The following is a 19,361-nucleotide window of genomic DNA, read 5'->3' on the forward strand; positions in this document are numbered from 1 at the left end:
GGGGAGGGCTGCATGCGGGACAAGAAGGTCATGACCGGGGCTCCTGGCGGGTGGGAGCCCGCCGTTCCCCTTCAAGTCACCGCGAGCGGAATTGTTTTGCATTCCCGCACGACGTTTCCCCCAACCCCCTGGAGTGACAGGCCCTTGCAGGGGCTGCGGCGCTCCTATTTCCCCAGGATGCCGCCGAGCATTCCGCCCAGTCCGCCGCCGCCCTGGGGGCCGCTGCCGCCACCGGCGCCGCCCGCGAGCAGGGGCATCACGGCGAGGATCTTCCCCACCAGGCCCGGGTCCAGGCGCGACTTGAGGAAGTTGAGGAGCAGGGGCGCGACCAGGGTGGCCTTGCTCGTGTCCAGGTTGAAGCGCTGGAGGATGGTCACCACGCCGGCGATCTCTCCCGCGTGGGCCGCCGCGCCACCCAGGGCGCCCATGATGCCGCCACCACCGCCGCCGCCCGCGCCGCCGAGCATGCCGCCCAGCGCGCCCATGAGGCCGCCGCCGTCAGCCGCCGGGGCCTGCGCCTGCTGCTGCCAGCCCTGCATCTCCGGGATGGCCTGGTCCATCTGCCGGGCCGCGTCCGGGCCGACCTTCTCCTGCACCGTGCCCTGCACCAGCTTCAGGAGCGAACCCGCGAGCCCCTGTGCCTGCGTGCCATCCACTCCAAGCTGCTGCGAGAGCTGTCCGATGAGGTCCATGCGCCGCGCTCCTTCACGTGAGTTCCAGGTGTGAGGCAGCGGTTGTAGCGGTCCGGGCCGGGGCGCTGGTTGGAAAACGACCGTGAGCGTTGGTCGGAGGACGCCCGGAGGGAGCCCTACAGTCGGGTGAAGGACCAGCTCACCGCGCGGCCGCCTTCGTAGGGCATGACGCCGTGGAAGGGGCGCGGGTCTTCGTCGAACACGAGCGGCAGGAAGTGCCGGTCTCCGTCCCACAGCGACAGGGACAGGATGGAGGACACGGGGACCCAGGACAGGGAGCCCTCGGGGTTCTTCTCCAGGGGCGTGCCCTCGAAGGCGTCGATGCGGAAGATGAAGCCCAGCCAGTCCTCGCCGTTCTTGCCGAAGCCGGGCCAGGACAGGGTGCCGCGCAGGACCATGCGCGTGCACTCGATGCCGGCCTCCTCGCGAATCTCGCGGCGCATGCACGCGGCGATGTCCTCGTCGCGGTCCATCTTGCCGCCCAGGCCGTTGTACTTGCCGTAATGGGCATCCTCCGGGCGCGCGTTCCGGTGGATGAGCAGCACCTGCTGGCCGTCCGGCGACATCACGTAGCCCAGCGTGGCGACGATGGGAGTGTAGGGCATGGGCCCGGTTCGTCGCCTGATTCGGGCAGGGCGTCAAGCGGCGCGGAAAGCGCCTCAATAGTTCCAGGCGGTGCAGTCGGTCGTCGTGCGCGTGACGAACTCCGCCAGCGTGCGCAGGTTCCGCGCGAACGTGCTCGTGTCCAGGGAGTCCCCCGGCGTGGCACCACCGCTCGTTGTTCACGGCCGCGGCGCGGTTCGCCGGGACGCCCGGTTTGGGCATGGGTGCGACGCGAATCACACCCATGCCATGAAGACAGTCACGCCATCAGGCGGCGTCGGCTAGAAGCAGCGCGCCCGGCCGGACACGTCGACCTGGCCGGAGGCGCCGCCCAGGTACCAGTATCCGTTGCTCTGGAAGGTGCGGACGTACTCACCGCCGCCCTCGAACTTGCCCCGCATGTACGTCAGGGCGCAGGCGCGGCCCGCCACGGGGTCCATCAGCTTCGCGGCCCCGCCCTGCCCCCAGCCGAACTCGTCGGTGTAGCTCGTCGTCGCCACGCAGCGCGCGCGCGCCCGCACGCCGCTCTGGCTGGAGTTGCCGTTCAGGTACCAGTAGCCGTTTTCGACATAGGCGCGCACCCACTCGCCGCTGCCGTGGAACTTGCCGGCGACGCCGGTGAGGAAGCACACGCGGCCCGTCGCCGTGCCCATGGAGACCGGGTACGCCATCGACTGGGTCCACTCGTATTGCTGGGAGGCGGTCGCGTCCACGCAGCGCGCGGCGCCCCGGATGCCGGACTGGTTGGAGGCCCCTCCGAGGTACCAGGAGCCGCCGCTCTCCGTGATGTCGATGCGCTCACCGGAGCCCTCGAAGTCTCCGCCCACGCGGGTGAGGAAGCACGCCCGGCCCGCGCTGGCGCCCAGCGGCGTGAGGGCCTGGCCCTGCGTCCAGGTGTACTCGCCGGTCGCCGCGAGCTCCTCTTCCTGCGTGGCCAGCTGCGGCGCCTCCAGCGCGGCAGGAGTCGCGGTGCCGGACGGCAGGTCCTCGGGACCGCAGCCCCACAGCAGGGCGGGGAGCGACAGGGTGACCAGGGCGTGGCGGAGCTTCGACATGATGGGGATGTCCTCGGTGATGGGATGGATGGATGACGTGGGACGCCCCTGGCTCCGGGCCTGGGTGCGCCGCCGCGCCATGCCCGTGCCTTGAGCAATGCCCGTGCCGTGTGGACTCCGAAGGCCGCCTCACTCGGGAGGACCGGGCTTCCGCGCGCGCCGGAGGCACGGGCCGCGGTGTGCCACTGGCACGGGGGCGCCGTGCCAGCGTGCCAGCGCGTTTGATAGCCTCTCGGCCATGGCACCCTCCGTCGGCGATGCGCCCGCGAGCCCTCCGCCCAGCGAGCCGACGACGCCAGTCCCCGCGCCGGTGGACCTGCCCACGCTGGACGCGGAGCGGCTCCTGCCCGTGGAGTCCCCGCCTGCCTCCCACCGCGAGCGCTACGCGCTGCTGTCGCTGCTGGGCCGGGGCGGCATGGGCGAGGTCCACCGGGCCCGCGACCTGCGCCTGGATCGCGAGGTGGCGCTCAAGTTCCTGCGGGGCGCGTCCCCCGAGCGCGCCATGCGGCTGCTCCAGGAGGCCCGCGCCCAGGCGCGGCTCGACCATCCGAACATCTGCCGGGTGCTCGAAGCCGGCGAGCTGGGCGGCCGGCCCTACATCGCCATGCAGCTCGTGGAGGGCGAGCCGCTGGACCGCGCCGCCGCGTCCCTCTCCGTGCCGGAGAAGGTCCGCGTGATGAGGGCCGCGGCGGAGGCCGTGCACGAGGCCCACAGGCTGGGCGTCATCCACCGCGACCTCAAGCCCTCCAATGTGCTGCTCACCCGGGACGGGGCGGGCCGCCCCGTGCCCGTCATCGTGGACTTCGGGCTGGCGTACGACGCGGGCCTGGGCCACGGCCTCACCGCCACGGGCGAGGTCATGGGCACGCCCGCGTACATGGCGCCGGAGCAGGCGCGGGGAGACCTGCGCGCCATCGACCGGCGCTGCGACGTCTACGGCCTGGGCGCCACGCTGTACGAGCTGCTCGCGGGCGTCCCGCCATTCACCGGCGCCACCCCGCTGGAGACGCTGAACGCGGTGCTGCACGACGAGCCTCCCTCCCTGCGCGCGAGCCTGCCGCACCTGGACGCGGAGCTGGAGACGCTCTGCCTCAAGTGCCTGCAGAAGGACCCGGCGCAGCGCTACGGCTCCGCCCGCGCGCTCGCCGAGGACCTCGGGCGCTACCTGGACGGGGAGCCCATCCTGGGACGGCGGCCGGGCCCCGGCCACCGGCTGCGGCGGCTGGCGCGCAGGCACCGGGCGCTGGTGGCCGTGTCGGGCGTGTCGCTGGCGGGCATGTTGCTGCTAGGTGGGCTCGCGGTGCGCTCGTGGCTGTCGGAGCGGGAGCTCCAGGTTGAGAGCGCGGCGCGCGTGCGGCTGGCGGAGCACCTGGGCCAGCAGGTGCGGGAGTCGGAGTGGTTCGTGCGCGCGTCCCAGGCGTTGCCCCTGCACGACACGCGGCCCGAGCAGCGCCGCGTCCGTGAGCGGCTGGCGGCCATCGCCTCCCTGCGGCACGGGCTGGGGGCACGGGGGGACGGGCTCGTGCAGCTGGCGCTCGGACGCGGGCACCTGGCGCTGGGCGAGTTCGAGCAGGCGCACCAGGCCCTGGTGCGAGCGCGCGAGCTGGGCGTCGACTCGCCGCAGCTGCACTCCGCGCTGGGACAGGTGCTGGGCGAGCGCTACCGGCGGGCCCTGGAGGACGCGCGGCGCGGCGGCGGCGCGGCGTGGGTGGCGCAGCGGCGCGGGGAGCTGGAGGCGCGCTACCTCGCGCCCGCGCTGCGGTCGCTCGAGCAGGCGAGGGGCGCGGCGCTGGAGTCGCCGCGCTACCTGGAGGGACTCATCGCCTTCCACCGCCAGGACCTCGCGGCCGCGGCGCGGGCGGCGCGGGAGGCGGTGACGCAGGCGCCGTGGCTCCCCGAGCCCCGGAAGCTGCTGGCGGACGTCACCTCCGCGCGGGCCCTGGCGCTGCTGGAGCGGGGCGACTACGCGGGGGCGCGGGCCGGCTTCGAGGACGCGGCCCTGCGCTACGGCGAACTCCTGGAGGTGGCGCGCAGCGACGCGGCGGCCCACGAGGCGCTCTCGGACGTCTGGATGCAGGTGTCGGAGCTGGACCGGCGCGAGGGCCGCTCCCGGCTGGGGGCGCTGGAGCGGGCCGAGGCCGCCGCGGACCGGAGCCTCCAGGCGGATCCGGAGCGGGCCTCGGGCCACACCCGGAGGGCCCAGGTGTTGATGAACCAGTACCGGCGGGTGACGTTCCAGGGCGAGGCGGATCCCCGCGGCGCGCCCGCGCTGCTGGACGCGTGGCTGGAGGCCGCGCGCAGGGCCGTGGAGCTGGCGCCGGACGACGTGCTCGCGCACGACTCGCTGGGCTACGGACACTTCATGCGGGGCCTGCGGCAGGCCCGGGACGGCGAGTCGCCGGACGCGTCCTTCGCGGAGGCCATCACGTGGCTGTCGCGCGCCATCGCGAAGCAGCCGCGCTACCCCTGGGCGCTCAACGACCTGGGGCTCGTGCACCGCTGGCGCGGCAACCACCAGCGGGAGCACGGCGTGGACCCTTCCGGGGCCTACGCGGAAGCGGAGCGGTGCTTCCAGCGGGCGGCCGAGGCGGACCCCTCCTACCTCTTCGCCCACGCCAACCTGGCGGAGCTGCACGCGGAGCAGGCCGCCTGGCGTCAATCGAGGGGCGAGGACCCGGCGGCGCACGTCCAGCGGGCGAGGGACGCGGGCGCGAAGGCGCTCGCGCTGGACGGCCGCTTCGCCGCCGTGCTGAACCACCTGGCCGTGGCGGAGCTGGCGCAGGGGCACTTCCGCTTCGACACCGGGGGGGACGCGCGCCCCGAAATCGCGGCCGTGCTCCAGCACGTGGCGCGTGCGCTGGAGCTCAACCCGGCGTCGGACCGCGCGCTGCTGCACCGGGCCCGCGCGCACGTCCTGGAGGCCCGGCTGGCGCTGCGGGAGGGCGGGACCCCGGAGCCGGCGCTCGCCAGGGCGCGCCAGGCGCTGGCGGAGGCCTCCACGCGCGCTCCGGCCTGCGCCGACTGCCGCATCCAGGGCGCGACGGTGGAGCGCCTGGCGGCGGAGCACGCGCGGCGCCAGGGCCGGGACGCCGTGCCCCATTTGCGCCGGGCGCTCGACGAGGCACGGCGGGCGACGCGGGCCCATCCCTACGCGGACGCCCGGCTGGAGCGCGCACGGGTGTGTGGAGAGCTCGCGTGGGCGCTGGCCCCCCGCGCGGCGCGGACGGTGGTGCGCGAGGGGCTCGAACAGGTGGCGGAGGCGCTGCGGCTCGACCCGGCGCGCGCGGAGGCCCATGCCCAGCGGGGCGTGCTGCTGCTCGCGGGCGCTCGCGGGCGGGACGCGGCGGCGGAGCGTGGGGAGGCGCGCGCCGCGCTCGCGCGAGCCGTGGAGCTCGCCCCCGGGTTGCGCGAGGAATACGCCGCGTGGATCCGCGAGGCGGCCCCGGGGCCTGGCGGCTCGTAGCTCCGCGTCTCCGGCGCTGCCTATTGTTTCAAGGGGCGGGGCACGCCCGTCGCCATCACGGCCGTCGCGCTCCATTGGGGCGCGACGCCACAGGACGGCAGCTGGAGGCCCGCGGGCAGCGGCAGGGCGGTCCTGCGGTTCTGGGGGTTGAGGCAGACGGCGCCCTGGGGACTCCAGAGCGCCTCGACGTGGTCGAGCTCGTCCAGCCGGTCGCTGGAGCGCAGGCCGAAGCCATGGGCATCCCGCCGCTGGAAGTCCGTGCCGCTCACCGTGAAGGTCCGGGCGTCGCCGAGCCCCACGAAGTACGCGGCGCGCTTGGCCTGGAGACACGCTCCGTAGACGGCCGCCCGCTCCGGGGTGTCCCCCAGCGACGCCGGATCCCACGGCTGGTAACCCCAGTCCAGACACACGCCAATGGCTCCCGTCACGCAAGCCAGCGTGACCGCGCTTGCCTCCGTCCGGAGCGCCGCGGTCAGCCCGTCCACGTGCCGCCCCGGGAGCAGCAGCGAGGCGACGGTCTCCTTTCCCGGCGCCGCGCATTGCGGCCGCCAGGCGGACATCCCCACCTGACGGTAGAGCACCTGGAAGCGGTTGGCGCCGAGCGGCGTCCAGGTCATCTCGTAGCGCGGGTGCCGGGGGTCGCCATCCGCGGGCGTCACCGGCAGCAGGAACGTGAAGGTCTGCTTCGCCAGGTCCGTGCCCCTCAGCTTGCGGATGGCGCCGTCCGGACCGGCCACCGCGAGGTAGAGGTCCGTGGGCGTGGCGTGGATGCCGTGCAGGCGCGTCGCGTCGTCCGGCTTTCCGGCCAGCTCCACCGGGATGTCGAGCACCGTGCGGCGCCCATCCCGGGGCCGGACCTTCATGACCACGCCCTCGGGCGTGTTGACGAAGCCCTCCGGACACAGCGGAGCGGACCGCTCGTACACGAAGCAGTGGCTCTGGCCTTCCGCGATGTAGATGCCCAGGCCGTTCGGATCCGGGTCGCACTGGCCGGTGGGGCAGCCGCCTCCGCCGGAGGGCTCCGCCTTCGCCTCGCTGGGAGGAACCCGCACGGGCGCGGTCAGCTGGCAGCCGCCACCGCCCATCATCAATGCCAGACATCCGAGCCACGCGCGCAGAAGCTTCACCAGGTGTCTCCTCGGGAGAGGGCTTCCGACGGGGAGCCCTTCGCGGCCCAATATGCGAGCAGCATGCCATCACTCCTCGGGGCGCGGCGAAGCGGCCGCGCCCCGAGGCGCCCGCGCACGCGCCGCCGGTTGGCACACGCGCTGACACAAGGCTCCGTGCCACGGTGGCACGGGTATGATGGCGCGGCATGGAACACGACCCGTCGACCCTCCGTCCGAGCGGCCCCGTCCGGCAGGGCGCCTCCGAGGACGACGCGCCGGTGCCGGGGCTCCTGCGCCTGACGTGCGCGGGGACGCCGATGGCGGTGGCGGTGCCCCTCCAGGGCGAGCTGACGCTGGGCCGCGCGAGCCCCGTGCTGGGCACGCCGCAGGACCCCCGGATGTCGCGCAGCCATGCCCGCGTGCACCACGACGGGCGTCGCTTCTGGGTGACGGACCTGGGCAGCCAGAACGGGACCTCCGTGGATGGCGAGCCGGTGCCGCCCCACGTGCCGCGCGAGGCCCAGCGGCTCATCCGGCTGGGGGACTCGCTCTTCGTTCCCAGCCCGGACGTGGGCCCCCTGGCCCGCCACGGCGTGCGGGAGGTGGAGGGCTTCGTGCGTGGCCCCGCCTTCCAGCGGCTGTTGGAGGAGGTGGCGCGCTCCGCGCAGCACGGCTTCACGCTGCACATCCACGGCGAGAGCGGCACCGGCAAGGAGCAGGTGGCCCGCACCTTCCATGACCGCGGTCCCCGGAGCCGGGGGCCCTTCGTGGCGGTCAACTGCGCGGCCATCCCCGCCGCGCTCGCGGAGCGGCTGCTCTTCGGCGCGCGGCGCGGTGCCTTCTCCGGCGCCGACGACGCGGAGGGCTACCTGCAAGCGGCCGACGGGGGCACGCTGTTCCTGGACGAGGTGGCGGAGCTGGACCCGGGGGTCCAGGCGAAGCTCCTGCGGGCGCTGGAGACGCGCGAGGTGCTCCCGCTGGGCGGCTCGAAGCCCCGGAAGGTCGACGTCCAGGTCTGCTCCGCGGGCAACCGCGACCTGCGCGCGCAGGTCGCCCAGGGGCGGCTGCGCGAGGACCTGTACTTCCGCATTGGCAGGCCCGAGGCCTCACTGCCCCCACTGCGGCGGCGTCCGGAGGAGCTTCCCTTCCTGGTGGCGCGCGCCGTGGAGGCGCTGGCGCCGGGCCTGCCACCGCATGTCAGCCTCTACGAGGCCTGTCTGCTGAGGCCCTGGCCGGGCAACGTCCGCGAGCTGCGCGTCGAAGCGCGAGCCGCCGCGCAGCAGGCCCTGCTCCAGGGCGCGCCCCGCGTCGAGGCGGGCCACCTGGGCCCCGGCGCGGGGACGGCGTTCGGCACCGCCGCCCCGCCCGTGGATGCCCCACCTGCTCCGTCCGGTGCCGCCGCGCCCGCCCGTCACCGCCCCCTGGACGAGGACGAGCGGAGCCGCGTCGAGCAGGCCCTGCGTCACCACGGCGGCAACGTGGCCGCCACCGCTCGGGCGCTCGGGATGCACCGGACACAGCTGCGGCGCCTGCTGGAGCGGCACGGCCTGACACCCGGCGGCGCCTGAGGGCCGGGCCGCTCCGATGCCTCCCCGGCTTGAGCAAGCTCTCCACACTTCCTCAACATCTCGACGCGATGGTGGTGGGCAGGTCGACGCGGTCGCCCATGGGGGCGCTGTGAACGCATGGGGAATCGACCCGAGGGGAACGCGAAATCATGAAAGCCTTTCTGGTGGCCACCGCGGCCATGTGCCTCGCAGTCAGCCCGGCCTTCGCCTCGGATTGCGAAGACCTTCCCGCCAAGGGACAGGCAAGCCTCGAGAAGAAGTACATGAAGATAAAGGCCGAGAGCGAGCACGCCGCCACGGACTGCGTCGTCATCCGGAACAACAACGCCCTGGGAACGGGCCACGGAATCACGCTCGCCTGCCGGATCCACTTCCGCCCCCGGAATGGGGGCTGCTACGTGGACTACACGCCCTACGGAGACACCAACAAGAGTCTCTCCAGACATCCCGGCTGTGATGCGGGCAAGTGGGCCTGGGCCAGCGGCGTGGACATGCCCACCGGCGAGTCCACCTCGGACCCCCAGGGAAAGACGTACACGGGCAGCGTCCGCTTCAACATGATGAATGAGGAGTACGAGCTGAAGTACACGGTCCTGGCCGGTGACAAGAAGAGCGACAAGGCCCTGGAAGACACCTACGCGGCGACCCTGAAGAAGATCTGCATCCGCAAGTCTCGCTGACGCCCGCGCCACCCACGGCCCCCGGCCTCACGACTGGGGGCCCTCGATGACCACCCTCAACCCTCGCGGCATGTTGCTGGAGAACTCCAACGAGAAACCGACACATCGGCACAGCTCGCGAACAATGGAGACCCCCAGCCCGCTGCCTCGCGGGGCCCGGCGCCTCGACTGACGGGAGCGGAACCCCCGCTTCCCCAGGCACTCCAACTCCTCGGAGGGAAGCCCCGGGCCGTCATCCAGCACGGTGAGCCGGAAGCGTCGCGGCCCGGCGGCCTCCAGCACCGCCACGACGTGGCCGCCCTCCTCACCGTGCGTGATGGCATTGTGCAGCAGGTTGCCAATGGCCTGCTCCATCATCGTGGGATTGCAGCGCGCCCAGAGCTCCTCGTCGGGGCGTGAGCACTCCACGGTGAGCTGCCGCCTCCGTGCGAGCTGCCTGAACCTGCGAACGACCCGCTCCACGGTCTGCCCCAATTCCACCCGGGCATCCTCCGCCAGCGGATCCACCCCCTCCCCCATCTGACAGGCGAGGTGGAGGTTGTCCACCAGCGACGTGAGGTAGACGGTGTCCTCGAGCCCCTGCCGCAGCAGCTCCGGGTTGCCCTGAGCGGGCTCCGCCGAGGCCAGCTCCAGCGACAGTTGGAGCGAGGCGATGGGCGTCTTCAGGTCGTGCGCGACGTCCGCCAGGTGCCGCTCCAGCGCATGCTTCTGGGATTCGATGCGCGCGGCATCCCGCTGGACGCGAGCATGGGTGGCGTCGAGTGCCTGGGACACCTCTCCCAACTCGTCGCCCAGGCCATCCGTGGCGGACGGGTAGTCTGGAGCCCCGAGCGCCCGCGCGGCGCGGTGCAGGCGGCGCAGCCGCTTGAGGAGCGGCTGGACGACGGCGAAGGTGGACAGCGCCGCCGCGACTGTCGTGACCAGAAGGGCGAGCCCCAGAAGCCACCGCCCCACCGTCACGCGCTCATGCATGGGAGGCCAGCGAAACTCCAGCAGACTGCACGGCCCGGAGGGCGCGAGCCGTCTTACCGAAGCGCCTCCCCACCGTGGGTCAGGATGAAGGAACGGAAGGTAGATGAGGGTCGCCTCCTCCTCCCCCTCCAGCACCCGGGCGAGGAGCTTCGGTTCGGGGCGCCCTCCCGGGACACCTGCTCCGACCAGGGCCGCATCGAACCCCTCCACCTCGATGCCCTCGGGACCCTGAAAGCGCCAGCCCGGCGCCGCCTGACATTCCTCGCGATGGGTGGACAGGATGAGCGCGGTGGCGAAGCGCGTGCTCCGCAGCAACGCGGTATCCACTCCCATGAAGGTCGCCAGGTAGGAGGTTCCGAGCGTCCCCAGGAGGCCCAGGAGCGAGGAGGCCGCGAGGATGCGCGGTGCCAGACGGTTGTACAGCCTCACGAAGACTCCTCTGGCGGGGCGAACTGGTAGCCGATGCCCCAGGACGTCCGGATACGCGCTCCCGCCGGCCCGAGCTTCTTCCGGAGGCGCGCGACATGGGAGTCCACCGTCCGGTCATCGCGCTCCTCATTGGGCGGGAGGGCGTGCTGGGCAATCTGGGCCCGCGTCATGGCCCTGCCGGGGCGCTCCACGAGATACGCCAGCACGTCGAACTCATGGCGGGTCAGCGACACGGGGCCTGTGCTCTCGATGCTCACCTCGCGCGCATCGAGGTCCAGGCGTACATCGTCCCAACGCAGGACGCGGCGCGGTCGCTCCTCCAGGAGCAGCAGCCTGGCGCGGATGCGCGCGACCAGCTCCTCCATCCAAAAGGGCTTGGCGAGATAGTCCACCGCCCCCAGCCCAAACGAGCGCAGCCGGGGCCCTTTCACGCGTCCAACAGTTCGAAGCCGTCCTTCCCGGGGCGATTCAGGTCCAGAACCACCAAATCAGGCCGCTCGCGCTCGGACGCCTCGAGTGCGAGCTCCCCGTCGGTGGCGAGCATCACCTGGAACCCCGCCTGCTTCAGGCCACGGACGAGGCCCGCGGCGATGGGTGCGTCATCCTCGACAACCAGGATGCGAGCCGGGACTGTCATCGACGACCTCCGCGGTCGTGGGCGTGGACAGCGCCAGCGTGGCGCCAAACGAGATGGATGTCTCCCGGTGAGGATGTTTCGGCTTGAAGCATACCTCGTCCATGGAATTCATGGATTCCCGGGTGTGAGCTTCCACAGGCGGCCGTTCGAAGCGTCCGTGAGCAGGTAGAGCGCACCGTCAGGCCCCTGGACCACCTCGCGGATCCGCGCCTTGCGCTCCGTGAGCAGGCGCTCCTCGCCGACCACGAGGTCGTCCTTCAAGACGAGCCGCACCAGCGCCTGGCTGGACAGGCCGCCGATGAAGAAGTTCCCCTTCCACTCCGGAAAGAGCGCCCCTGAGTAGAGGGTGAGCCCCGAGGGCGAGATGACCGGATCCCAATAATAGACAGGCTGCTCCATGCCCGCGGCCTGCGTCGTCTTGTGGATGGGCTGGCCCGAGTATTCCTCGCCATAGCCAATCGTGGGCCAGCCGTAGTCCTTGCCGGCTTCCGGACGGTTGAGCTCATCGCCTCCTCGCGGTCCCATCTCCACGATCCAGAGCCGCTGCTGGGCGTCCAGGGCCGCGGAGAGGATGTTGCGGTGTCCGGAGGACCAGATCTCCGGCCGGGCGTCCTTCCTGCCCACGAAGGGATTGTCCTGGGGAATGGAGCCATCCGGGTTGATGCGGACCACCTTCCCGAAGTCGCTCTTGAGGTCCTGCGCCTGGACGCGGCCCGGGAGGATGGAGCGCTCGCCGAGCGTGACGAAGAGCTTGCCGTCCGGTGTGAAGACGAGCCGTCCGCCCGCGTGCAGCGTGGACTCGAGCGTGGGCTGCATGCGGAAGATGACCTGGAGTCCCTTGATGCGCGGCTTCGGGCCGTCCACCAGTTTCGCGCGCGCCACCGCGAGCCCGTTGCCGCCCTCGCGCGGCTCGTAATAGGTCCAGTAGATGAGCCCGCTCTTCGCGTAGTCGGGCCCCACCTCCACGTCGAGCAGCCCGCCCTGTCCCCGTCCGTCGACCTTGGGGAGGCCCGCCACCGGGGGCGACTTCTTGCCCGCGGCGGTGACGATGAAGAGCGAACCCGTGGGCTTCTCCGTGACGAGGAAGCGCCCATCCGGCAGGAACGCGATGGCCCACGGCTTGTTGAAGCCGGAGGCGATCTCCGTCACCACGATGGGCGTGCGCGTCTTCACCTCCGGGGCGCGTGTCTGCTGCGGGAACGCGGGCTTGAACTCCGGGACGTTCGGAGGCGCGGTCTCCACCGGCTGGGCTCCGGAGACGGCGCTCAGCAGGAGGGCGGAGAGGAACGAGGTCACGAGTCCATGGCGCATGGAGTGACTCTCCGCCGGGACGGGCGGGACGTCACCCGTCGCCCGGCCCGCATCGCCGCCTCCGTTGCCTGGGTGAACAGTCTCGGCGCCGCTCAGGGATTGAGCGACAGGTTCACGGTGGCGCCCGTTCCACCCCGGACGACGAGGACGTGGGTGCCCGCGGGCAGTGCGCTTCGCGTGAGCACCAGGGGGTCGGAGGAGAAGCCGATGCTGCGGCACGCCGACTCCGGACCTCCGCAGCCGGCGAGCAGCCCCATGGAGAACGTCTCGCCCGTGTACTGATTCTGACGCAGGAGCGTGGCCGACAGGTTGAGCACCCGGTCCGTGGTGAAGGTGAAGAAGGTGTCTGGCCGGCTGCCGGCGTCACACGTCAGTGTCATGTCCGAGCCGTGCGTGGCCGGGTTGAAGGTGACGGTCGCCGTGCCGCCCGCCGCGCCATTCGAGAAGGCCAGGGGAAGGGCGTCCGCACAGAGGTCGCCCGGCCCGAAGTCGTCGACCTCCAGGTCCAGTTGGAAGGTGCCCGCCGGGTGGGTGAGTCCCGATTTGACGAGGAGGTACGACGTGCCCGCGGGCAGGTCCGCGGAGACGCGGGAGTGGCCGTTCTGGGCGAGCATGCAGGCAAGCTGCGACGCGGTGTCGTCACAGGGGCCGCGCCGGACGGACAGCGCCGGCTGCGTCTCCGCCCGCGAGCCCGAGACGCGGGCATGGAGGCGCCGTGGACGGTCGGTGGTGACCGCGAAGACGGCATCGCTGCCATCGCTCCTTCCGCAGCCCTCGTGGTCAGGAAAGTCCCCGAACGCGCGGGTGAGCGTCGCGCGACCGTAACCGCCCTGGGAGAGCGTCAACGGCTCCGGATTCGCGCAGCTCTCGCCTGGCTCCGCATGGTCCAGCCGGGACAGGCGCGCCACCAACTCGAAGTCACCCACGTACGCGGTGCTGAAGCCGTCGACGACGACGTAGTACGTGCCCGCGGGCAGGTCGCGGTAGCTCGTCCAGGTGTCGGGCGAATTGTCGGGAGTCGCCGCGCACCGCAGGTCGGTTTCGGCGCCGCCACACGCCCGGCGCAGCGCCACGGTGGGCCGGAAACCCGGGGTGAGGGCCTTCGTGGAAAGGCGCAGGTTCATCGGCTCCGTGGTGGTGAAGGTATAGACGGTGTCCGGCGCGGCGCGCCTCTCGTACGGTTCCCCGCAGGAGGGCGTCAGGTCGTGGAAGAAGCGCCCCGTGTCGCCCTGGACGGTGACCTGGCCGGGTCCGCTCGTCGGCAGGCCCAGGGGGAGCGCGTTGGCGCAGACGTCACCCGCCGGTATCGAACCCAGGGACACCTTCAGCGAGTAGTCCGCGAGCCCTTCGTAGGTCCTGTCCACGAACAGGTAGTAGGTCCCCGCGGCGAGGTTCGCGTCGCGGATGGACGAGCGCGCCAGACCGCCCCCGGTGCAGGTGGCCGCCGGACCGTCACAGGTGCCGCGGCGCAGGGTGAGGGCCGGGGCCCTCAGGCTGGAGGCGGTGGTGGTCTCGGCGATGAAGCTCATCGGCCCGGAGGTGGTGAAGGTGTAGACGCGGTCCTCGCCGGAGAGGCCCGAATACGTGCAATCACTCTGGTGGTCGTCGAAGGCACCCGTGAAGGTTCCGGAGAGCACGGCGGTGCCTCCCTCCGGGGGAAGACCGAGCGGGATGGCGAGCGCGCAGGTGTCACCGGGGGTGGGCGGTGTCAGCAAGGCCTGAATCGTCACGGGCCTCTCCGACTGCGCGGAATAGAAGTCCACGGCGAGGATGTACGTGCCCGGCTGCAGGCTGCCCCGCCCGAATGGACCCGTGGTCAGGGAGACCGGCTGGCAGGAGAGCCCCTCGCCGCAGGTCCGGATGAGCGACAGCAGCGGCGCCCCCTTGGACTCGTCGTGCGACACGTCCACGTACAGGTCCAGCACGCGGTCGGTGGTGAACGTGAAGTACGCGTCCGCCCCGTCGACGGAGCAGTCGGAGAACGGCTCATCGAAGAAGTCACGCGCGTCGAACGTGAGGACAGCGGTGCCTCCCGCGCCGCCCTCGGAGAACACCAGCGGGCGCGGATTCGCGCAGGTCTCTCCCAGCTGATGTGGGGTCGCGGAGAACTCGAGCGAATAGGCGTCCGGGCCTCCGGAGGTGTGGTCGACCGAGAAGAAGTGGGTGCCGGCCTTGAGGCTCCCCGCGCGCAGGGTCGTCACCCCGTCCGCGCCTGGCTGCCCGCACACGCTCTGGGACACCCGGCACGTGGCGTCGACGAGCGACACCATGCCCCGGGCCGAGGCCTGCGCGGGCGTCATCTTCACCTTCACGTCCAGCTCGCGGTCGAGCGTGAGCGAATAGACATGCTCTGGGAAGGAGGCGCTGTTCGGAGTGCAGGCGCTGAGGTCATCCGACATTCCCACGGTTGTGCCCGTGAGCGTGGCGGTTCCGCCCGCGGGCCCGCCGGACAGCGTCACCGGGGTCGCGACCGCGCAGGTGTCGCCCTCCGGGGTCGGCGTCGCGGAGACGTCCAGGCGGTAGTCGGTCCCGGTCTCATTCGGGCCCTTCACCCAGAGGAAGTAGGTGCCCGCGGAGAGGGCCGTCTTCCGCAGGACGCGCGAGGCCTGGACCGTCGACTCGCAGTTCTGGGTCACGGGCGTGGCGCCCAGGCAATCCGCGACGAGGGCCAGGGTCGGAGCCTCGTTGTCCCCGCCCAGGGCGGTGGCCGTTACCAGCAGGTTCGAGCGCGGATCGGTGAGCGTGAGGCGGTACACGCGGTCGGGCAGGTGGAAGCGCCTGCAGTCATAGTCGTAGCCCTCCTGCGAGCTGCCCCGCGTGCTGGCCTGATGCGTGAGCGTGCCGCCCCCCGCGGGGAGGTCGAAGCCAATGGGGTTGGCGCACGACTCCCCCTCGGGTGGGGGCACCGCGCTCACGTCGAGCGTGTAGTCGATGCCGGTGGCGGACTCGACGACGAGGACGTACGTGCCCGCGGGGAGCAGCTCCTGGACGGTGGCGGACGTCGCTCCCCACTGGCAGCCCGTCGAAAAGGACGTCCCGCAGTAGCGGGCCTCCTGCACGCGCAGGGAGAGCGCGCCGCTCGTTCCCAGCCGCGTGGCGGTGGCGTTGACGAGCATGGGCTGGTCCAGGGTGAACGAATAGATGCGGTCGGGAGCGTTGAGGGAGTCGCTGCAGCGCTCGGGAACGTCGTTCGTCGCGCCGCGGAGGGTGTCGGTGAGGTGGGCGGTGCCGCCTGAAAGCGTGAGGGGGACGGCACGCCCGCACGTCTCGCCCTGGGGCCGTGCCCCGGTGAGCTGCGCCGACACCGTGAAGGGACTGCTCGTCCCTTCGAAGGCTGAATCGGCGAAGAGCAGGTATTCGCCCGGCGCGAGGTCGGCGACGGAGAGGGCAGGGCCGCAGCCCAGGTCCACTCCGTCACAGGCGGAGCGCAGGGCGAGCATGCTTCCCCAGATGATGCCGTCGTCGAGGGTCGCGGTGAAGTCGCTCGTCTGGTCCACCCGGAAGCGGTAGACGGAGTCGGGACCGGGCGGCCAGGTCATGCAGTCCAGCGTGAAGTCGTCCGCGCGGCCCTGGGTCCGCACCTGGACGGTGGCCTGGCGGTGGGAATCAAACGGCAGCAGGGCGGCCTCCTCGCAGCGCTCCCCGCTGGGCGGCGGCCGGGTGCCGAGCGCGAGGTCGAACTCGCCGGCGGTGAGGGTCCGCGTGGACACGACGACGAAGTACGTCCCCGGGGCCAGCACGCCTTCGAAGCGGGAGCGCTCCAATCCGGAGGCATTGCAGTCCGGGCGCGCGCAGGTGTTGCCCACCCTGAGCACGGGCTCGAACCCCGGGGTGCGCGAGACGACGGAGAGGTCCACCTCCGCGGGGGCCGCGAGCGTGAAGGAGTACACCGCGTCGCGCGAGCCCGCGACGCAGCCGAGCCTGTTGGGCGCGTAGCGGCGCAGGTCGCCCTGGAACGTGGCGCTCCCCTCGGTCAGCGCGAGCGCGTAGGGCGTGGCGCAGGTATCCCCGATGGACTCCACGGGTGTCTCACATCCACCGGTGATGCAAGCGGCGGTGAGGCAGTCGCTGCACGCCGCCCCCGCCATGCCGCAGGCGGTCTGCTCCGTGCCCTCGCGGCACTGACCGGCGGCGTCGCAGCAGCCTGCGCAGTTTCCAGGGCCGCAGACCCCGCCCGAGTCGGGCTCGCCAGCATCGGGCCCGGAAGAGGAGGCCGAGGAGCAGGCGAGGAACGTGACAGCGAGCAGAAGGAGCAGATGGCGCATGAAAGGTGTTCCCGGGGGGAGGCTTCATGCCCATTGGATTGTCCCCCCGTCGTCGGCGTGGACTCTACCGGACGTGGGGGTGAACCGAAAGACAGACAACGCGAGGCGGGCGGGACGTCACCCGTCGCTGGACGCGCGTCGCTCCTCTTCCTTGCCTGGGTGAACGGTCGCGGCGCCGCCCACCGTGAAGTCAATCACCCGGTCCCACATCGCCTGGAACTGCGGCTCCTGGAAGTGGGAGCCCGACTTCAGCCAGCTGATGTGCTCCGGGGGCTGGTCGAAGTGGCCCATGACGTCCAGGTGGTCCGCGGTCGCGACGTGGAGGACCTGTCCCCAGACCTGGGAGCGGCTCGGGACGATGCCATCGCTCTTGGACTCGAACCTCCGGCCAAGGACATCCTGGAGGGCCTGGGTCTGGGCCGGCGTGCGCTCGGGAATCTGGAGCTCCCGGGACTGGGGCGCGCTCTTCGCATACAGGAAGGCGAAGAGTCCGTGGAGGAGCGCGTCGGGGGTGAGCAGCAGGGGCAAGGACCACCTGGGCGGTGGCGCGCCCGTGACGACGCAGCCGTAGCGCACGCCCTCCCGGTCCGCCGTGTTCGCGTTGAAGGCCCGCATGCTGATGGGCATGAGGTCCTGGATGAGCACCTGGTTCTCGCCCACCTGGCTGAAGAACTGGATGAGCTCCTCGCGCTCGCCCTCGGAGAGGTCCGCCGTCAGCCGGGCGATTTGATTGAAGAGGTTGGGCGGGAGCTTCGCCTCTTCGCTCCGCAGGACGAGCCAGTAGCACGCCTGCAGCGCGGCGGTCCGCAGGGGCATGGCCTTGCGGTGCAGCGTGAGGAAGGTGAAGAGCCACAGGTAGCGCAGCAGCGTCTTCCCCACGCCGCCCTGGTTGGAAAAGCTGGCCAGCGGGGTGCCTTGATGCGGGGTCGCGATGGTCACGACCGAGCGCACGCGCTTCACGAAGTCCGGAGCCTCCCGCGCCATGCGCGGTGAGACGACACTGCGTGCATCCAGCCCGCCCGTGGAGTGCCCGACGAGGTGGAGCTGCGCGTCGTCCTCGTTCGCGGTCCGTGCCATCTCCCGGAACACGTCGCGGGCCCGCGCCTCCAGCCCGGAGGTGGGGGCGGAGGCGATGGCATGCACCCGCGCATCGATGCCGCGCTCCTGGAACCGCTGCTCGAGCAAACGGGGGACGTTCTGGAAGTAGGCGATGCGCTCCGTTTCCTTGTCACCCATCTGCGTGAAGCCAAAGAAGCCGGGGACCAGATAGACGCGGTGGCGGTGGGTCATGGGGACAAGCCTAACGTGAGGACCGCCCCAGACGCCGGGGAGGGGTCAACGTGAAGTCCCGAACCCTTTGCCAGAAATGTCTGTCCTTCCTCCGGCGCGTCTCGGGTGGTGATGCGCCCGAGACACGCGGGGCTGCTTGGGATTACTGGGTGATGATGTCCGTGTACTCGCTGCCGCTGATGGAGTTGCGCCACTTGGAGGAGAAGCCCAGCGCGTGCTGCGGGTCCACCACGTGCGGCGCGGCGATCCGCGCGACGTCCAGGCGGACAATCTCATTCTTGAACAGGTCCAGCACCATGCCGAACTGCATCGCGGTCAGGTAGACGCGCTTGAGCATCTTGTCCGCCTTCTCCTGGCGGACGATCTCGTTGTTCTCGCTCTTGAGCGACTGGTAGAAGCCGCTCCAGGTGGAGGCGTCCATCGGGTACTGCCCATCCCGCCGCATCAAGCAGCCTTCGTCCGAACGCGTGCCACAGTCGCGGTGCGAGGGAGCTGCCTCGGCGGCCACCGGCATCTCCGGGCGCGAGTGCATCCGGGGCTCCCGCCGCGTCTCCGTCGTCCGCGTCTCCGAGTAGCTCTCCGACTCCGTCGTTCCACCCGTCATCTGCACGTCCATCCGGGCGCCGCCGCCGCGCACCTTCACGGTGGTCGTCTCCTCGCCATCGACGTTCGTCGTCGTCTTCATCTTGATGCGCGCGGAGGGCATGTCCTGATCATTGATGTCCACCTGCATGTTGAACTCCGCGTCCTGCGCGAAGCTGGCGGACGAAACGAACAGGGACGAAACGAGTGCGGCGCGGACGATGCGATTCATGTGAAGTCCTGGTGGGAAACGGGTTCGGTGCGGTCGGTACGCTCAAGCGTTCCCGCCGCCGTGCCGTCTTCACGCACCGTCCGCGGATTTATTCATATGAAACACATGGCTCGGCCTGGTGAACCCGGACTCATGGTCTGAGAAAAGCAGAAGCCCGCCGAACCGGAGCAGGCCCGTGGGCGCTCCGGCTCGGTGGGCTCTGGGGGCTTTCTACTTCTTGAGAACCGTGCGTACCGGCCGGAAGCCGTAGCCGGCGTCATCCGAGCCCGCCGGGTACTGGTACCGATGCGCCGCACGGACGATGTGCTGGCGCTCCTTGGAGGACGTGGGGCAGCTCGTGCCAGAAGCCCTGACCCGCTCCATCGTGGAGATCGAAGGCCGGCTCCTGAAGCTGCTCGCGGCCCTGCCAGCCCCTTCTCCCGAAGGCGAAAGGTGGCTGGAGAGGGGTTGAAGCGAAGCCCCGGCGATCCACG

The 19,361-nt window shown here is 71.5% G+C and carries 16 protein-coding genes; 4 read left to right on the top strand and 12 right to left on the bottom strand.

Going from position 1 to position 19,361, the window contains the following annotated elements; translation table 11 throughout:
• Nucleotides 1-164 precede the first annotated feature (164 nt).
• The 3 genes from D7Y11_RS25405 to D7Y11_RS25415 all read right to left on the bottom strand — a co-directional run bounded on the left by D7Y11_RS25405 (nt 165) and on the right by D7Y11_RS25415 (nt 2,431).
• The gene (locus D7Y11_RS25405; RefSeq protein ID WP_126934994.1) at nt 165-692 is read right to left on the bottom strand and encodes a DUF2780 domain-containing protein; all 528 of its coding nucleotides are present in this window, start codon (nt 690-692) and stop codon (nt 165-167) included.
• 116 nt (nt 693-808) lie between these two features.
• Complete coding sequence (locus D7Y11_RS25410) at nt 809-1,297, bottom strand: 8-oxo-dGTP diphosphatase (protein WP_126934995.1); 489 nt, start codon at nt 1,295-1,297, stop codon at nt 809-811.
• Nucleotides 1,298-1,576: 279 nt separating this feature from the next.
• Nucleotides 1,577-2,431 (bottom strand): hypothetical protein, encoded by an 855-nt coding sequence (locus tag D7Y11_RS25415; protein ID WP_126934996.1) that lies wholly within the window; start codon nt 2,429-2,431, stop codon nt 1,577-1,579.
• 157 nt (nt 2,432-2,588) lie between these two features.
• On the opposite strand from D7Y11_RS25415, the gene D7Y11_RS25420 reads away from it, so the two are divergent.
• Nucleotides 2,589-5,813 carry a serine/threonine-protein kinase gene (locus D7Y11_RS25420; protein WP_126934997.1) on the top strand — a complete coding sequence of 1,075 codons (3,225 nt, stop codon included), beginning with the start codon at nt 2,589-2,591 and terminating at the stop codon, nt 5,811-5,813.
• Between the two features lie 20 nt (nt 5,814-5,833).
• On the opposite strand, the gene D7Y11_RS25425 is transcribed toward D7Y11_RS25420, so the two are convergent.
• Nucleotides 5,834-6,940 carry an ADYC domain-containing protein gene (locus tag D7Y11_RS25425; protein ID WP_126934998.1) on the bottom strand — a complete coding sequence of 369 codons (1,107 nt, stop codon included), beginning with the start codon at nt 6,938-6,940 and terminating at the stop codon, nt 5,834-5,836.
• A 188-nt stretch (nt 6,941-7,128) separates the two neighbouring features.
• On the opposite strand from D7Y11_RS25425, the gene D7Y11_RS25430 reads away from it, so the two are divergent.
• Together D7Y11_RS25430 and D7Y11_RS25435 are read left to right on the top strand one after the other, a co-directional pair.
• A complete protein-coding gene (locus D7Y11_RS25430; RefSeq protein WP_126934999.1) occupies nt 7,129-8,490 on the top strand; it encodes a sigma 54-interacting transcriptional regulator in 1,362 nt (453 codons plus the stop codon).
• Nucleotides 8,491-8,639: 149 nt separating this feature from the next.
• Entirely contained in the window at nt 8,640-9,170 is a 531-nt protein-coding gene (locus tag D7Y11_RS25435) for a hypothetical protein (RefSeq protein ID WP_217276089.1), read from the top strand.
• A 27-nt stretch (nt 9,171-9,197) separates the two neighbouring features.
• Here the strand turns inward: D7Y11_RS25435 and D7Y11_RS25440 are convergent, their stop codons facing one another.
• From D7Y11_RS25440 to D7Y11_RS43405, 8 genes are all read right to left on the bottom strand, one after another.
• Nucleotides 9,198-10,571 (bottom strand): HAMP domain-containing sensor histidine kinase, encoded by a 1,374-nt coding sequence (locus D7Y11_RS25440; protein ID WP_126935000.1) that lies wholly within the window; start codon nt 10,569-10,571, stop codon nt 9,198-9,200.
• Nucleotides 10,568-11,002 (bottom strand): response regulator transcription factor, encoded by a 435-nt coding sequence (locus D7Y11_RS25445; protein ID WP_233604817.1) that lies wholly within the window; start codon nt 11,000-11,002, stop codon nt 10,568-10,570. The genes D7Y11_RS25440 and D7Y11_RS25445 overlap by 4 nt, the downstream gene beginning before the upstream one ends.
• Entirely contained in the window at nt 10,999-11,208 is a 210-nt protein-coding gene (locus D7Y11_RS44425; protein ID WP_233596705.1) for a response regulator transcription factor, read from the bottom strand. The genes D7Y11_RS25445 and D7Y11_RS44425 overlap by 4 nt, the downstream gene beginning before the upstream one ends.
• Before the next feature lie 108 nt (nt 11,209-11,316).
• The gene (locus tag D7Y11_RS25450; protein WP_121751746.1) at nt 11,317-12,519 is read right to left on the bottom strand and encodes a PQQ-dependent sugar dehydrogenase; all 1,203 of its coding nucleotides are present in this window, start codon (nt 12,517-12,519) and stop codon (nt 11,317-11,319) included.
• Between the two features lie 92 nt (nt 12,520-12,611).
• Complete coding sequence (locus D7Y11_RS25455) at nt 12,612-16,784, bottom strand: hypothetical protein (protein ID WP_126935001.1); 4,173 nt, start codon at nt 16,782-16,784, stop codon at nt 12,612-12,614.
• Between the two features lie 117 nt (nt 16,785-16,901).
• Nucleotides 16,902-18,074, bottom strand: coding sequence for a triacylglycerol lipase (locus tag D7Y11_RS25460; protein ID WP_120575189.1), 1,173 nt, complete (start codon nt 18,072-18,074; stop codon nt 16,902-16,904).
• Between the two features lie 142 nt (nt 18,075-18,216).
• Nucleotides 18,217-18,888, bottom strand: a complete 672-nt coding sequence (locus tag D7Y11_RS25465) for a DUF4476 domain-containing protein (RefSeq protein WP_120575190.1) — start codon at nt 18,886-18,888, stop codon at nt 18,217-18,219.
• A 210-nt stretch (nt 18,889-19,098) separates the two neighbouring features.
• Entirely contained in the window at nt 19,099-19,251 is a 153-nt protein-coding gene (locus tag D7Y11_RS43405; RefSeq protein WP_158641994.1) for a hypothetical protein, read from the bottom strand.
• On the opposite strand from D7Y11_RS43405, the gene D7Y11_RS45365 reads away from it, so the two are divergent.
• On the top strand, nt 19,190-19,339 hold the full coding sequence (locus D7Y11_RS45365; protein ID WP_120575191.1) for a DUF3969 family protein: 150 nt from the start codon (nt 19,190-19,192) through the stop codon (nt 19,337-19,339). The genes D7Y11_RS43405 and D7Y11_RS45365 overlap by 62 nt on opposite strands.
• The last annotated feature ends 22 nt before the right edge of the window (nt 19,340-19,361 follow it).

This window comes from Corallococcus sp. AB018 (assembly GCF_003986945.1).
GTDB classification, from domain to species: domain Bacteria; phylum Myxococcota; class Myxococcia; order Myxococcales; family Myxococcaceae; genus Corallococcus; species Corallococcus exiguus.